Annotated in this window: 15 protein-coding genes; 11 read left to right on the forward strand and 4 right to left on the reverse strand. The window is 71.8% G+C overall.

Annotation, left to right across the window (positions count from 1 at the left end; genetic code table 11):
• Window positions 1-117: 117 nt before the first annotated feature.
• Genes AB0878_RS19495 through AB0878_RS19505 form a run of 3 tightly spaced genes read left to right on the forward strand, consistent with a single transcriptional unit; the run spans window position 118 to window position 2,230 of the window.
• Window positions 118-1,092 carry a sugar kinase gene (locus AB0878_RS19495; RefSeq protein WP_366581631.1) on the forward strand — a complete coding sequence of 325 codons (975 nt, stop codon included), beginning with the start codon at window positions 118-120 and terminating at the stop codon, window positions 1,090-1,092.
• Window positions 1,089-1,844 carry an IclR family transcriptional regulator gene (locus AB0878_RS19500; RefSeq protein ID WP_366581632.1) on the forward strand — a complete coding sequence of 252 codons (756 nt, stop codon included), beginning with the start codon at window positions 1,089-1,091 and terminating at the stop codon, window positions 1,842-1,844. Before AB0878_RS19495 ends, AB0878_RS19500 begins: the two co-directional genes overlap by 4 nt.
• A 2-nt stretch (window positions 1,845-1,846) precedes the next feature.
• The gene (locus tag AB0878_RS19505; protein ID WP_366581633.1) at window positions 1,847-2,230 is read left to right on the forward strand and encodes a RidA family protein; all 384 of its coding nucleotides are present in this window, start codon (window positions 1,847-1,849) and stop codon (window positions 2,228-2,230) included.
• A 67-nt stretch (window positions 2,231-2,297) separates the two neighbouring features.
• On the opposite strand, the gene AB0878_RS19510 is transcribed toward AB0878_RS19505, so the two are convergent.
• The 3 genes from AB0878_RS19510 to AB0878_RS19520 form a co-directional block, all read right to left on the reverse strand.
• On the reverse strand, window positions 2,298-3,296 hold the full coding sequence (locus tag AB0878_RS19510) for a 1-aminocyclopropane-1-carboxylate deaminase (RefSeq protein ID WP_366581634.1): 999 nt from the start codon (window positions 3,294-3,296) through the stop codon (window positions 2,298-2,300).
• Window positions 3,293-3,940, reverse strand: a complete 648-nt coding sequence (locus tag AB0878_RS19515) for a GntR family transcriptional regulator (protein WP_366581635.1) — start codon at window positions 3,938-3,940, stop codon at window positions 3,293-3,295. The genes AB0878_RS19510 and AB0878_RS19515 overlap by 4 nt, the downstream gene beginning before the upstream one ends.
• A gap of 127 nt (window positions 3,941-4,067) precedes the next feature.
• Window positions 4,068-4,427, reverse strand: a complete 360-nt coding sequence (locus AB0878_RS19520; protein ID WP_366581636.1) for a DUF1844 domain-containing protein — start codon at window positions 4,425-4,427, stop codon at window positions 4,068-4,070.
• 205 nt (window positions 4,428-4,632) lie between these two features.
• Here AB0878_RS19520 and infC point away from each other — a divergent pair, with 205 nt between their 5' ends.
• The 6 genes from infC (at window position 4,633) to pheT (ending at window position 10,594) form a co-directional block, all read left to right on the forward strand.
• The gene (gene infC / locus AB0878_RS19525) at window positions 4,633-5,262 is read left to right on the forward strand and encodes a translation initiation factor IF-3 (RefSeq protein WP_366581637.1); all 630 of its coding nucleotides are present in this window, start codon (window positions 4,633-4,635) and stop codon (window positions 5,260-5,262) included.
• A 79-nt stretch (window positions 5,263-5,341) separates the two neighbouring features.
• The gene (gene rpmI, locus AB0878_RS19530) at window positions 5,342-5,536 is read left to right on the forward strand and encodes a 50S ribosomal protein L35 (RefSeq protein WP_086672342.1); all 195 of its coding nucleotides are present in this window, start codon (window positions 5,342-5,344) and stop codon (window positions 5,534-5,536) included.
• Between the two features lie 74 nt (window positions 5,537-5,610).
• Window positions 5,611-5,988: a 50S ribosomal protein L20 gene (gene rplT / locus AB0878_RS19535; RefSeq protein WP_360606056.1), complete on the forward strand. Its 378-nt coding sequence runs from the start codon at window positions 5,611-5,613 to the stop codon at window positions 5,986-5,988.
• Window positions 5,985-6,797, forward strand: coding sequence for an RNA methyltransferase (locus AB0878_RS19540; protein ID WP_366581649.1), 813 nt, complete (start codon window positions 5,985-5,987; stop codon window positions 6,795-6,797). The genes rplT and AB0878_RS19540 overlap by 4 nt, the downstream gene beginning before the upstream one ends.
• 171 nt (window positions 6,798-6,968) lie before the next feature.
• A complete protein-coding gene (pheS, locus tag AB0878_RS19545) occupies window positions 6,969-8,024 on the forward strand; it encodes a phenylalanine--tRNA ligase subunit alpha (protein ID WP_366581638.1) in 1,056 nt (351 codons plus the stop codon).
• Window positions 8,024-10,594 carry a phenylalanine--tRNA ligase subunit beta gene (pheT, locus tag AB0878_RS19550; RefSeq protein ID WP_366581639.1) on the forward strand — a complete coding sequence of 857 codons (2,571 nt, stop codon included), beginning with the start codon at window positions 8,024-8,026 and terminating at the stop codon, window positions 10,592-10,594. The genes pheS and pheT overlap by 1 nt, the downstream gene beginning before the upstream one ends.
• Before the next feature lie 1,164 nt (window positions 10,595-11,758).
• Here pheT and AB0878_RS19555 read toward each other — a convergent pair.
• Complete coding sequence (locus tag AB0878_RS19555) at window positions 11,759-12,448, reverse strand: DNA alkylation repair protein (protein WP_366581640.1); 690 nt, start codon at window positions 12,446-12,448, stop codon at window positions 11,759-11,761.
• 130 nt (window positions 12,449-12,578) lie between these two features.
• Between AB0878_RS19555 and AB0878_RS19560 the strand changes: the two genes are divergently transcribed.
• Together AB0878_RS19560 and AB0878_RS19565 are read left to right on the forward strand one after the other, a co-directional pair.
• Entirely contained in the window at window positions 12,579-14,162 is a 1,584-nt protein-coding gene (locus AB0878_RS19560) for an alpha/beta hydrolase (protein WP_366581641.1), read from the forward strand.
• Window positions 14,163-14,376: 214 nt separating this feature from the next.
• The gene (locus AB0878_RS19565) at window positions 14,377-14,853 is read left to right on the forward strand and encodes a helix-turn-helix domain containing protein (protein ID WP_366581642.1); all 477 of its coding nucleotides are present in this window, start codon (window positions 14,377-14,379) and stop codon (window positions 14,851-14,853) included.
• The last annotated feature ends 111 nt before the right edge of the window (window positions 14,854-14,964 follow it).

Genomic DNA, 14,964 nt, shown 5'->3' on the forward strand with positions numbered 1-14,964 from the left:
ACCTCGGTGCGGGCATAGGTTGCGTATGATGCAACGGGCGTTGCGCAAAATGCGCGACATAGGTGTAGCATCCGGTCCGCCACAGGTCAACGGGGTGACGGAACGGGGAGAAAGTCAGTGACCAGCCCGCCCGAGGTGCTCTGCATCGGCGAGTCGATGGCCCTGTTCGTGCCGGCCGAACCCGGCTCGCCCGAACGGGTGCGCAGCTGGCTGCGCACCTTCGGCGGTGCCGAGTCGAACGTCGCGTGCCACCTGCCCGCACTCGCGGTGCCGAGCGCGTGGGTGAGCGCGGTCGGCGACGACCCGTTCGGCCGCGCGCTGGTGCAGCAGATCGCCTCGGCCGGCGTCGACGTGAGCGGCGTGGAGATCGATCCGGCGCGTCCGACAGGTTTGTACGTCAAGGAAAGCGGCGCCCAGGGCAGCCCGGTGCGTTATTACCGCACCGGTTCGGCCGCCTCCGCGCTCGGCCCGGACCTCGTGGACCGGCTGCACCTCGACGGCGTGCGCGTGCTGCACCTGTCCGGGATCACGCCGGCGCTGTCGGCCAGTTGCCTCGCGCTCGTGCGCGCGCTGCTGGCGGCCCCGCGCGGGGAGCGGCTCGTGTCGTTCGACGTCAACCACCGGCCCGCGCTCGGGCAGGACGTCGCCGTGCTCGCGGAGCTGGCCGGGCTCGCCGACCTGGTCCTCACCGGCGACGACGAGGCCGAACGCGTGTGGGGGACCGGTGACCCCGCGCGGCTGCGCGAGCTGCTGCCCGGTCCGCGCACGCTCGTGGTGAAGCACGGCGAACGCGGCGCGACACTCGTCGAAGGCGACGCGGCGCCGGTGTTCGAACCCGCGCTGCGCGTGGACGTGGTCGAGCCGGTCGGTGCCGGCGACGCGTTCGCGGCCGGCTTCCTCGCCGCCACCCTGCGCGGCGCCGACCCGTCGACCCGGCTGCGCCGCGGGCACCTCCAGGCCGCCGCGACCCTGCTGACCCACGACGACGTCGGCACGCCCCTGCCCGCCCCCGTGGTGGATACGCTGCTGCGCGCGGACGCCGAAGAGTGGGGCGCGGCCCGCCTGACGGGAGAGGGTGTGGTGGTGAGGTGAGCCAGAGCCTGGACCGGGCGCTGACCGTGCTGGCCGGGCTCGCCCGCGGCGCGAAGACGCTGGACGAGCTCGCCGAGGAGATCGGCGTGCACAAGACGACCGTGCTGCGCCTGTTGCGCACGCTCGAGTCGCACCACTTCGTGCGCCGCGAGGGGACCCGCCACTACCGCCTCGGCAGCGCGCTGTTCGACCTCGCGAACCAGGCGCTGGAAGACCTCGACGTGCGCAGCAGCTCCCACGACGCGCTCGCGGCGCTCAACATCCGCACCGGGCACACCGTGCACCTCGCCTCGTACGAAGACGGCGAGGTCGTGTACATCGACAAGTTCGAGGGCCACCACTCCGTGCGGATGTACTCGCGCATCGGCAAACGCGCGCCGCTGCACTGCACCGCCGTCGGCAAGGTGCTGGTCGCCGCGATGCCGCGGTCGCGGCGCGAGGAGATCGCGCGTTCGCTGGACTACGTGGTGCTCACGCCGAACACGATCACCTCGCCCGAGGCCTACCTGGCGGAACTGGACAAGGTCGCCGAGCGCGGCTACGCCGTGGACAACGCCGAGCACGAGGACTTCATCCACTGCATCGCGGCGCCGGTGCGCGGCGCCGGCGGCGAGGTGCTGGCCGCGGCGTCGATGTCGGTGCCGAAGGTGCTGCTGGACTACGACGGCCTGCTCGCGCTCGTGCCCGAGCTGCGCGCCGCCACCGACGAGGCTTCCGTCCACAGTGGATGGACGGGGAACGGAAAGGGGTAATGATGGGCAAGACGGCGATCACGACCGAGAACGCGCCGAAGCCGCCGGCGAAGTTCTCGCAGGCCGTCCGCAAGGGCAACATCCTGCAGATCGCGGGCACGGTCGCGTTCGACCCCGCGACCGGCGCGGTCGTCGGCGACGACATCGCGACGCAGACGCGGCAGGTGTTCAAGAACATCGAGGCCCTGCTCACCGAGGCCGGTTCGGGCTGGGCCGACGCGGTGATGGTGCGCGTGTACCTCACCGACACGAGCCACTTCGGCCCGTTCAACGAGGTCTACAACGAGCTGATCGGGGAAGGCCCGCACTCGGCCCGCACCACCGTCTACGTCGGCCTGCCCGCCAGTCTCCTCGTGGAGATCGACGTGCTGTGCGTGCTCGACTGAGTCCGGCCTCCCGGGTTTCGCCGGGTTCGCCTGGGCTCGCCGGGGTGGCGGGCCCAGGCGAACCCGGTCAGCCCAGCACGCTCGTGTAGGCGTTGATCGCCGGCTGACCGCCGAGGTGCGCGTAGAGCACGGTCGACTCGCGGGGGATCTCGCTGCGGCGCACGAGATCGATGAGCCCGGCCATGGACTTCCCCTCGTACACCGGGTCGGTGATCATGCCTTCGAGCCGCGCCGCCGTGCGGATGGCGTCCAGAGTGGACTCGTCGGGGATGCCGTAGACACCCGCGTGGTAGCGCTCGTCGAGCTCGACGTCTCCGATGCCGGGCGCGCCGATGAGCTCGGCGGTGTGCTCGGCGATGCGGGTGATCTGGTCGCGCGTCTCGGCGGGCTTGGCCGACGCGTCGATCCCGAGGATGCGGCGGGGTCGTCCGCCCAGTGCGGCGCCCGCCACCATCCCGGCCTGGGTGCTGCCGGTGACCGAGCAGACCACCACGGTGTCGAAGAAGACGCCGAGCTCTCGCTCCTGTTGTTCCAGCTCCGCGACCCAGCCCGCGAACCCGAGCCCGCCCAGCGGGTGGTCGGACGCGCCGGCCGGGATCGCGTACGGCTTGCCGCCGGCGTCCCGGACCTCAGCGAGGACCTGCTCCCAGCTCTCCTTGAACCCGATGCCGAAGCCGGCCTCGACGAGCCGGACGTCGGCGCCCATGATCCGCGACAGCTGGATGTTGCCGACCTCGTCGTGCAGCGGGTCGTGCCAGTCGACCCAGCTTTCCTGCACCAGCACGGCTTTCAGCCCCGCGCGGGCGGCGGCCGCGGCTACCTGGCGGGTGTGGTTGGACTGCACGCCGCCGATGGACACGAGCGTGTCGGCGCCTTGGGCGAGCGCGTCGGCCACGAGGTATTCGAGCTTGCGGGTCTTGTTGCCGCCGTAGGCGAGACCGGAGTTGAGGTCTTCGCGCTTGGCCCGGATTTCCGCGCCGCCGAGGTGTTCGGTGAGGCGGTCGAGCCGGTGGATCGGCGACGGGCCGATCATCAGGGGGAAACGCGGGAAGTCGGCGAGGCTCACGGGGTCTCCAGGCTTGCTTCGAGGTCCGACCAGATGGTCGAGGTGACAGCGGCGGCGGTGTCGGCGTCGCCGGCTTCGATCGCGTCGACGAGCTCGGTGTGCCGCCGGACCGAGCGGTGTGCGGGCAGGGAGCTGAAGCGCGCGTACTCGAGCCGGCGCAGCAACGGGGTGTAGCGCTCCAGCGTCGCGGCGACGGCGCGGTTGCCGCACGCGCGCACGGGCACGTCGTGCAGCTCGTCGTCGGCCGCGATCGCCGCGGCCACCTCTCCCTCGGCCACCGCTGTGGCAAAGCGCTCGTTCGCCGCGCGCATCTCGGCGACCTGCTCGGTGCCGAGCCGGGGGAGGGCCTGGCGAATGGCGAACTCGTGCAGCGCGCGCACCAGCTGGACGGCGTCGCGCACCTCGTCACCCGCGATCGCGGCCACCCGCGTGTAGCTCTGCGGTTTGGACTCCACGAGCCCGTCGCCGGCCAGGCGCAGCAGGGCCTGGCGCACGGGAGCGCGGGACAGGCCGAGCTCGTCGGCCAGGTCGGCGTCGCGCAGCGGGGTGCCGGGGGCGAGGCTGCCGTCGATGATGGCCTGGCGGATGCGGTCGTAGGCCTCGTCGCGCAGCAGTGGCCGGGTGACTTTGGGGAGCGGACTCACATCTAACATGTTAGATGTCTTTCGGGCGGTTCGGCAAGGCCGTCGGGACTCGGGGACACGGGGACCTGAGGACTTCGGGACGAAGAAGGCCCGTCCGCGGGTGGCGGACGGGCCTCGGAAGCGACGGTCAGTGAACCGGGCCGGTGAACTTTTCACCCGGGCCCTGGCCCGGCGCGTCGGGGACGGCGGAGGCTTCGCGGAACGCCTTCTGCAGCGACTGCAGCCCGTCGCGCAGCGGGCCGGCGTGCAGGCCCAGGTACTCTACGGACGACGTGACGAGCCCGGCCAGCGCCGTGATCAGCCGGCGCGCTTCGTCGAGGTCACGGTGGGGTGAGGTGTCCGGGTCGGCGTCGGCCAGGCCCAGGCGTTCGGCCGCGGCCGACATCAGCATCACGGCCGCGCGGCTGATCACCTCGACGCTCGGGATGTCCTCCAGGTCGCGGACGTCCGGGGAATAGGGGGGCTGTTCCGAAGGTTGTTCTGACACGTCTGGTACCCTTCCACGAGCGACCAGCTCCCGAGAAATCGGGGGCGGCAAGTGGAGCCCCGCTCCCACCCGCGTCACCGCCTCAGGTGTCCGGGTCCGGTCTCGCCGAAGTGGTGGATGTCGGTACATCCGTCGCTCCGGCGAAGCGTTCGATCCTCGCGATCGGGCGCGATCGGAGACAGAGCGGGCCCCGTGAACCGGTTGTATGCCGGAGACGGGGCCTGAGTCATGTGGGCACCAGGTCGAGAAGAGAAGTAGTCACTCGGACCAAGGAGGCCCCATCAGCTCCGAGACACGCATCAACGAACGTATCCGGGTGCCGGAAGTCCGGCTCGTCGGACCCAACGGCGAGCAGGTCGGCATCGTCCGGATCGAAGATGCGCTGCGGCTGGCACAGGAGAACGATCTCGACCTCGTCGAGGTCGCGCCCCAGGCCCGCCCGCCCGTATGCAAGCTCATGGACTTCGGCAAGTTCAAGTACGAGAGCGCGCAGAAGGCCCGCGAGTCCCGCCGCAACCAGCAGTTGACCGTCATCAAGGAACAGAAGCTGCGTCCGAAGATCGACCAGCACGACTACGAGACCAAAAAGGGTCACGTGTCACGGTTCCTGGCGGCCGGTAACAAGGTCAAGGTCACGATCATGTTCCGCGGTCGCGAGCAGTCCCGGCCGGAACTCGGTTTCCGGCTGCTGCAGAAGCTGGCCGACGACGTGACCGAGCTGGGCTTCGTCGAATCGTCGCCCAAGCAGGACGGTCGCAACATGATCATGGTGCTGGCCCCGCACAAGAACGTGAAGCCGAAGGTCGCGAAGGCCGAGACGGCTCCCGAGGCATAACGCCTCCCGCAGCGCCCAGCACAGTCAGCGGCACACCGGGGCACCGGTGTGCCGCCGCACGGAAGAGGACAGAACAACCATGCCGAAGATGAAGACGCACAGCGGTACGTCCAAGCGGATCCGCGTGACGGGCACGGGCAAGCTGCGCCGCCAGAAGGCCGGCCGCCGCCACCTGATGGAGAAGAAGTCCAACCGCCTCACCCGGCGTCTCGAGGGCACCACGGAGCTCGCCAAGACCGAGGCCGGCCGCGTCAAGCGCCTGCTCGGCATCTGAGCCTGAGCCACCCTCCGCACACGTACTGATCACCCCGGGCGCCACCGCGCCCCCCGAATCGACAGGATGGACCAGTGGCACGCGTCAAGCGGGCGGTCAACGCCCAGAAGAAGCGTCGGTCAACTCTCGAACTGGCCAGCGGCTACCGCGGCCAGCGCTCGCGGCTGTACCGCAAGGCCAAGGAGCAGACGCTTCACTCGCTCAACTACGCCTACCGCGACCGCCGTGCGCGCAAGGGTGACTTCCGCCAGCTGTGGATCACCCGCATCAACGCGGCCGCTCGTGCCAACGGCGTGACCTACAACCGGTTCATCCAGGGCCTCAAGGTCGCCGGTGTCGAGGTCGACCGCAAGATCCTCGCGGACCTCGCGGTCAACGACGCCGCCGCCTTCACGGCGCTCGCCGAGCTCGCCAAGGCGAACGTCAACACCGGCGAAGCGAAGTCGGCCTGACCGGCAGTTTTCCGCGACCCGGGGCGGTTCCGTTCACCGAACGGACCCCCCGGGTCGTTGCTGCGCGCAAGCTGACGCGCCGCGCGGAACGCGAGAAGACCGGCCGTTTCCTGGCCGAAGGCGTCAATGCCGTCGAGGCCGCGCTGGCGCACGGCACCGTTTTCGAGCTGTTCGCCACCGAGCGCGCGGCCGCGGCCCACCCCGAGCTGATCGCGTCGGCCTCCTCGGCGGGGGTGGCGGTCTCGCTCGTCACCGACCGCGCCGCCGAGGGCCTGTCGGAAACCGTGACGCCGCAAGGCCTCGTGGCCGTGTGCGCCCTGGTCGACCGTCCACTCGCGACGGTGCTGACCGGTGCCCGGCTCGTGGTCGTCCTCGTGGACGTCGCCGAGCCCGGCAACGCCGGCACGGTGATCCGCGTGGCCGACGCCGCGGGCGCCGACGCCGTGGTCCTCGCGGGCGACACGGTCGACCCGCACAACGGCAAGAGCGTCCGCGCCGCCGCCGGCAGCACCTTCCACGTCCCCCTGGCCCGCGAGCGCGACATCCCGGCGGTGCTGTCGTCGCTGACCGCCGCCGGCCTGCGCACCCTGGCCGCCCACGGCTACGCGGACCGTTCACTCGAAGAGATCACGTTCGGTGACCCGGTCGCGTGGATCTTCGGCAACGAGGCCCACGGCCTGTCGCAGTCGGTCCTCGCGGCGGCCGATACCGCCGTCCGCATCCCGCTCTACGGCAAGGCCGAAAGCCTCAACCTGGCCACGGCGGCCGCTGTCTGCGTGTACACCGCCGCGATGGCTGCGCACCGCTGACCGGCGCCGTCGCGCACGGCCGATCGCGGCCGGTGCGGAGACGCGCTCGTTAGCGGAGGGTGAGCGGCCGGGGCCGTCGGCCGATCCCCTAGACTGAGCTGCCCGATGTGCACGTGCGGCTGCCTGCCCGTGCGCTGCCGCTCAACCCGTCCCAGTGGACGCCGAGGAGTCATGTCCGGAGCCACAGACAAGCCGATCGACGTGCTCGCACCGGAAACCCTGCGTGCGGCGATCAAGGCGGCCGAAGAGGCCTTCGCGGGCGCTGCCGACCTGGAGGCGCTCGCCGCCGTCAAGCCGGCGCACCTCGGGGACCAGGCGCCGCTGCTGCTCGCGCGCCGGGCCATCGGCGCGCTGTCCAAGCAGGAGAAGGCCGACGCCGGCAAGCGGGTCAACGAGGCCCGCCAGGCCGTCCAGGCCGCGTTCGACGAGCGCCGTGCCGTGCTGCAGGCCGAGCGGGACGAGCACGTGCTGCGCGAAGAGGCCGTCGACGTCACGCTGCCATGGGACCAGATCCCGCGCGGTGCCCGGCACCCGATCAGCACCGTGTCCGAGCGCGTGGCCGACGCCTTCATCGCGATGGGCTACGAGGTCGCGGAAGGCCCCGAGCTCGAGGCCGAGTGGTTCAACTTCGACGCGCTGAACTTCGGCAAGGACCACCCCGCGCGCCAGCTGCAGGACACGTTCTACGTGGGCGAAGAGGACTCCGGGCTGGTGCTGCGCACGCACACCTCGCCCGTGCAGGCCCGCAGCCTCCTGCACCGCGACCTGCCGGTCTACGTCGTGTGCCCGGGCCGCACCTACCGCACCGACGAGCTGGACTCCACGCACACGCCGGTGTTCACGCAGGTCGAGGGCCTGGCCGTGGACAAGGGCATCACCATGGCCCACCTCAAGGGCACGCTCGACGCGTTCGCGCGCGCGATGTTCGGCGAGAGCTCCAAGACGCGGCTGCGCCCGCACTTCTTCCCCTTCACCGAGCCCTCCGCCGAGGTGGACGTGTGGTTCGAGGAGAAGAAGGGCGGCCCCGGCTGGGTCGAGTGGGGCGGCTGCGGCATGGTCAACCCCAACGTGCTGCGTGCGTGCGGCGTCGACCCCGAGGTGTACTCGGGCTTCGCGTTCGGCATGGGCATCGAGCGGACTCTGCAGTTCCGCAACGGCATCCCGGACATGCGCGACATGGTCGAAGGCGACGTCCGGTTCACCCTTCCCTTCGGAACGGAGGCGTAGTGCGAGTCCCGGTGAGCTGGCTGACCGAGCACCTCGACGTGGGTGACGAGGTCACGCCCCAGGACCTGGCCGACGCCTTCGTGCGGATCGGGATCGAGGTCGACGAGCTGAGCGAGCTCGGCCCCGTGACCGGCCCGCTCGTGGTCGGGCGCGTCGCCGAGATCGAGGAACTGACGGGCTTCAAGAAGCCGGTGCGGTTCTGCCGCGTCGAGGTCGGCGAGGAGCCGGAGTCCGAAGAGGACACCGGCTCCTCCGATGAGGACGAAGACGAGGACGACGACGAAGGCCCGATCGAGAACGAGGGCCCCCACGGCATCAAGACCCGCGGCATCGTCTGCGGTGCCAGCAACTTCGCCGAGGGCGACCTCGTCGTGGTCGCGCTGCCGGGCGTCGTGCTGCCGGGCGACTTCGAGATCGCCGCGCGCAAGACGTACGGCAAGGTCAGCGACGGCATGATCTGCTCCGCCAAGGAGCTGGGCCTCGGCGAGGACCACAGCGGCATCCTCGTGCTGCCGCCGGGCACCGCGAGCCCGGGCGACGACGCGATCGCGTTGCTGGGGCTCACCGACACCGTCATCGAGGTCACGCCGACCCCGGACCGCGGCTACGCGCTGTCGATCCGCGGTCTCGCGCGCGAGCTGTCCAATGCGCTCGACGTGCCGTTCGGCGACCCGGCGATGCTCGACATTCCCGAGGCCGAGGGCGACGCGTGGCCGGTGCGGGTCGAGGACCCCGAAGGCTGCCCGCGGTTCGTGCTGCGCCGCGTGAAGGGTCTCGACGCCACGGCCCCGTCACCGTGGTGGATGCGCCGCCGGCTGATGCTGGCCGGGATCCGCTCGATCTCGCTGGCGGTCGACGTCACCAACTACGTGATGCTCGAGCTCGGCCACCCGCTCCACGCGTTCGCGACCACCGCCATCCAGGGCGACCTGGTGGTGCGGCGCGCTCGGCAGGGCGAGAAACTGACCACTTTGGACGACGTCGTGCGCACCCTCGACGCCGACGACATCGTGATCGCCGACGACTCCGGCGTGATCTCGCTCGCGGGCACCATGGGTGGCGCCAGCACGGAGATCACCCCGGAGAGCACCGACGTGCTTCTCGAAGCGGCGCACTGGAACCCCGCGTCGATCAGCCGCACGGCGCGTCGCCACAAGCTGTTCTCGGAGGCGGCGAAGCGCTTCGAGCGTTTCACCGACCCGGGTCTGTGCGCGGCCGCCGTCGAGCTGGCCGCCCGGCTGCTGCGCCAGTACGGCGAGGGCGCCATCCAGCCCGGCCGCACCGATGAGGGCGGCGTCGCGCCGCTGCCGCCGGTCACCATGCCGATCAACCTGCCCGACCAGGTGGCGGGCGTGCGCTACGAGCGCGGCGTCACCGTCCGGCGGCTCACGCAGATCGGCTGCAAGGTCCAGGTGAGCACCAGCGATGCCGGCATCTCGTCGGTCACCGCGACGCCGCCGAGCTGGCGCGCCGACCTCGTGCAGCCCGCCGACCTCGTCGAGGAGGTGCTGCGGCTCGAGGGCTACGAGAGCATCCCGTCGGTCCTGCCGGCGGCGCCCGCGGGCCGTGGCCTCACCGAGGAGCAGAAGCGCCGCCGCAGCGTCGCCCGCGCGCTGGCCGAGGCGGGTCACGTCGAGGTGCTGCCTTTCCCGTTCGTCAGCGACTCGGTGTGGGACGCCTTCGGCCTGCCCGAGGACGACGTGCGCCGCAACACCGTCCGCGTGCGCAACCCGCTCGAGGCCGACCACGACCGCATGTCGACGACACTGCTGCCCGGCCTGCTCGACACGCTGCAGCGCAACGTGTCCCGGGGCATGAAGGACGTGTCGCTCTTCCACATCGGCCAGGTCGTGCTGCCGAAGCCGCACCAGCTGAAGGTGCCGGACCTGGGCGTCGAGCACCGGCCGAGCGACGAGGAGCTCGCCGTGCTGGAGGCCGCCGTGCCCGCCCAGCCGGTGCACGTCGCCGTCGTGCTCACGGGCCTGCGCCGCCGCGCCGGCTGGTGGGGCAAGGGCGAGCCGGCTTCCTGGGCCGACGCCGTCGAGGCCGCCCGCCTGGTGGCCGAGGCCGCCGGCGTGGAGCTCACGGTGCGGGCGTCGGACCTCCCGCCGTGGCACCCGGGCCGCTGCGCCCAGCTGCGCGTGGGCGACTGGCCGGTGGGCCACGCGGGCGAGCTGCACCCGAAGGTCGTCGAGGCCCTGGGCCTGCCGCCCCGCACGGTGGCGATGGAGCTCGACCTCGACGCCATCCCGCTGCCGGACTCCCGCCCGGCCCCGAGCGTGTCGGCCTACCCGCCGGTGCTGCTCGACGTCGCCCTGGTCGCCGCCTCCGACGTCCCGTCCGCCGACCTCGCCGAGGTCCTGCGCTCGGGCGCCGGCGACCTCCTCGAAGACATCACCCTCTTCGACGTCTACACCGGCACCCAAATCGGCGACGGTAAACGGTCCCTGGCCTACAAGCTCCGCTTCCGCGCCCCGGACCGCACCCTGACGGTCGACGAAGCCACCAAGGCCCGCGACGCCGCCGTCTCCGCCGCCGGCGACCGCTTCGGCGCCACGCTGCGCGCCTGACCCTGGCGGGCACCTGCCCGACGTCGGCCCAGTGGGCCGGAGACACCGCCTCACCGCGGAGTTTCCGGCCCACTGCCGTCTCTCCGGTCGCTGCCTGCCCGGATGCCTGCCCTGGCGCCGACTTCGACTGCCTGCCGCGGCGCGCACCCCGGGTGCGTGCCCTGGTGCCGACTACGACTGCCTGCCGCGGCGGCGACCCCGGGTGTCTGCCCCGGTGCCGACTTCTGGCGGCTGCGGCGGCGCCGACCCCGGGTGCCTGCCACGAGTTCCTGCCTCAGCGCCATCTCGGACGCCTGCCACGGCTACTCACGAGTGGGCTCCCTGGGTCGCTGCCGCGAGTGGCAGTCCCAGGCGCTTTGCGCCGGGTGTCCACCCAGGTGCCGGCCTCGGGTGCGTGCGCGGGATGGCAGCCCCGGGCTTCCCGCTGCGTGTGGCCGTTCGCCGGCGTGCGCCGGCGCCCGCCACAAGTGCTTGCCGCTGGCGCTGACCAAAGCGGCCTGCCGTGGCTGCGCGCTGCGAGTGGCTAGCCCGGTAGCTGACTCGGTCGCCCATCGAAGCATCGGCTTCGGACACCCGTCGCGGGCACGCGCGGCGACGGCCCGCTAGGGGCCGTCCCCGGGTGCCCGCCGGCCCCAGCGCCCACTACGACCGTCTGCCACGGGCGTTGACCCAGAGTGCCTGCTGTGGCTGCTCGCTGCGAGCGGCCCGCCCGCTGCTTGCCACGGGCGCCTGTCGAGGGTTGGGCCTCGGGTGCCCGGCATGGGTGCCAGCGTCGGTTGCCCGTCGGGCGCTGGTCCCGGGGTGCCTGCCCGGGTGCCGCCCTGGCACCGACTTCGGGTGCCTGCCCGGCGCCCACCGCGAGTGGCCGCTCGGCTGGGTGCCTGGCAGTGCCCCGAATGCCGGCCTGAGCGGCTCGGTTCGCGGGCGTCGTCTCGGCCTTCGCCGCGGGGTCGCCCGCGGCGGCCAGGCTGCGCTGGTTGCCCGCCTCAGCCGGGTCGTGCGCTTCGCTCGGCGATACACGGCGGCTGCTGCGTGGCCCGTCTCCGGGGTCGCCCGGTCGCGGGGTCGGCAGAGAGCGCTAGCCGTACCGTCATCGGCTGCTGGTGCCGCGCCTGGCGGCGGCTGCTCCGTGCCTGGTCTCTCCGCTCGTTCGGCCGATCGTGGTCAGGTCAGGTTCTTCAAAGCCTCCCGTGTGGACAGTGGGGACAGCCCCGGGTGGTCGCGCACAAAGGAGCGCACCCAGTCCGGCTCGGTTTTGGCGTGGTCGCGCAACGCCCAGCCGATGCCCTTCCTCAAGAAGAAGTCCCGGTCATCGAGGTTGGCTTCGATCGCCGCCGTCAGCAGCGTGTGGTCGACGGCCGTCTTCGCCGACACCTGGCAGATGACGGCGGTGCGGCGCCGCCAGCGGTCGGGGTCGGTGGCCCAGCGCAGGAGCACCGGCGTGACGTCCGCGCGGTACTCGCGCAGGATCGGGCCGACGCGGCGGATCGCGACCTCGTCGACGAAGTCCCACCACGCACCGTCCACGATGAGCTCCTCGTAGAGGCCGAGCAGGTCCGGGTCCTGCCACCGCCGGTACGCGCGGTGGCCCGACAGATCGATCGCCGCGTAGCGCTCCTCGCGGAATTCCGCGTCGCGCCACAGGGCGAGCACCGTCGTTGAAAAACTCACCCGATCGGGCAGAACGTGGGCGGCCAGGACCTCTTTCATGAGCGCGGCGCGCGCGGGCTTGGCCACCCCGCGATACGGCATCGCCGACTTCATGTACGCCTGCATGGCGGGCGCTTTCGCCGGGTCCGCCCGGGCGGCGAGTCCGGTTCGGACAGCCGAGACCAACGCCTTGTCCACACCCATCCGCGCTCACCTCCACCGCGCCGGCCGCCGGCGGGCGACGGCTGGCGCAAGTCGTGTCGTGCGAGGAGATTGTTCCGGGTTGTCGGTAGTTTCGACCAATTCGGGTAACCCGCGAGCGAAGAGGGCCACCGTGAAGAAGATCCTTGCCGTCCTGGCTGCCGCGGGTGTCGCGGTCGGGACGATGGCCGCCGCGCCGGCCGCCACCGCAGCGCAGGGGGCGGCGAAGCCGGGCTACACCCCGCCGCCGATCAGCTGGGGGCCGTGCCAGACCACGAGCCTGAAAAACGCCGGCGCCGAGTGCGGGTTCCTCGTGGCCCCGATGGACTACGCGAAACCCTCCGGCGCCAAGGTGCAGGTCGCCGTGTCGCGGATCAAGCACAAGTCCGCGCAGTACCAGGGCGTGATGCTGGTCAACCCGGGCGGCCCCGGCGGTTCCGGGCTCGGGCTCTCGGTGCTCGGCCAGTACGTGCCGCACGGTGCCGGCGAGAGCTACGACTGGATCGGCTTCGACCCGCGCGGCGTCGGCTCCAGCAAGCCGGCCGTGCGGTGCGACGGCGGCTACTTCTCCTACGACCGCCCGCCGTACGTGCCTTCGACGCCGCAGCTCGAACGCACCTGGCTCGCCAAGGCCGAGGGCTACGCGAAGGCGTGCGCGAAGAACGGCGCCATCCTCGAGCACATCAAGACCACCGACGTCGCGCAGGACATGGACAGCCTCCGCGTGGCGCTGGGGGAGAAGCAGATCAACTACTACGGCTTCTCCTACGGCACCTACCTCGGCCAGGTCTACAGCACGCTGTACCCGAAGAACGTGCGCCGCATGGTGCTCGACGGCAACGTCGACCCGGGCAAGGTCTGGTACCAGGCCAACCTGGACCAGGACGTGGCCTTCGACCGCAACATCAAGATCTACTTCGGCTGGCTCGCGAAGTACGACGACGTCTACCACCTCGGCAAGACCGAGTCCGCCGTGGAGACGCTCTGGTACGACCAGCAGAAGAAGCTCGACCGCTCGGCCGCGGGCGGCGTGATCGGCGGCGACGAGTGGACCGACGTCTTCCTGCAGGCCGGCTACTACGTGTTCGGCTGGGAAGACCTGGCCAAGGCGTTCGACGGCTGGGTGCACCGCGGCGACTGGCAGACGCTCAAGAACCTCTACGACGCCGCCAACCCGCCCGGTGACGACAACGGATACGCCGTCTACAGCGCCGTCCAGTGCACCGACGTGCAGTGGCCGGCCGGCTGGAACCGCTGGCGCCTCGACAACTGGACGACGTACTTCCGCGCGCCGTTCGAGACCTGGGGTAACGCGTGGTTCAACGCGCCCTGCCGTGACTGGCCCGCCAAAGCCGGCAAGCCCGTGAAGGTGGACGGCAGCAAGGTCGGTGGCGTGCTGCTCATCAGCGAGGAACTCGACGCGGCGACGCCGTACGCGGGCAGCCTCGCCGTGCGCAAGCTGTTCCCGAAGTCGAGCCTGATCAGCGCCCCCGGCGGCACCACGCACGCCGGCTCGCTGTCGGGCGTCGCCTGCGTGGACGACAAGGTCGCCGACTACCTCGCGACCGGCGCGCTGCCCAAACGCACCTCGGGCAACCACTCCGACGCGCAGTGCGACCCGGTGCCACCGCCGGTCCCGGCGGCCGCGGGCGCGCAGCAGAAGAGCGAGGCACCAGCCCAGGCCCAGGTCAAAACGGGCGCGCTGTCGCACTTCTGATCCCTTCCTCCCGGTGCCCCGGTCCGGTTCGCCGGATCGGGGCACCCTCTGTCTGTGCTCCGGTCCTGATTCGTGCCCTTCCATCGGTCCCCCTCGGTCGCTGTTCGTGATCGCTCGAAAACGCTACGACACGGGTCCGACAATTTCGGAGCGCAGCCGGTCGGGCACGGGCCGTGAGCGGATTCTGTCGGGGGTGGGCGCTACCTTCGCCGCCATGACGATCATCGAAGAGCACCGGACCGAGGTCCGGGTCGGAAACGTCCAGTACCAGATCGCCGTCGTCGCCCGCCCGGGCGAGACGGCCGAACAGGGCCGCGTCACGGTCACCGTCGGCGGCGAGGGGCCCGACGGGGAGTCCGTCGTGCACGGCAGGCTCGACCTCGACACCGCCGTGGTCCCGGCGGTGGCCGACCTCCTGGCCGGCAGCCTCCACGCCTTCGCGGGCGGGCCGCGCCGAAGATCGGGCGAACGGCCCGCACAGCAAGGGAAACCGTGGAGCGCCGAGCTCGACGCGGAGCTGGAGTCCGCGTGGCTCGCGGGCGACACGGTGGCCGAGCTGGCCCGCCGGTTCGAGCGCACGGCAGGCGGCATCCGCTCCCGCCTGCCGCGCGTCGGCTGCGACCCGGAACGGCCGGGCCATCACCTGCCCGCGCCGCCGAGCTTGCGCGAGTCAGCCGAGGGGGACCGGTGAGCAGCCGTGCCCGCGGCCCGCCGGGGCGCGGGGCCGGCCCCCGTCCCGGGCGCCGCGCGCGCGGCCAGCACCACCGACGCGCCGGTGGCGGGCGCGAGCAGCTCGCTGCCC

Source organism: Amycolatopsis sp. NPDC047767 (assembly GCF_040704195.1).
In the GTDB taxonomy this organism is placed as follows: domain Bacteria; phylum Actinomycetota; class Actinomycetes; order Mycobacteriales; family Pseudonocardiaceae; genus Amycolatopsis.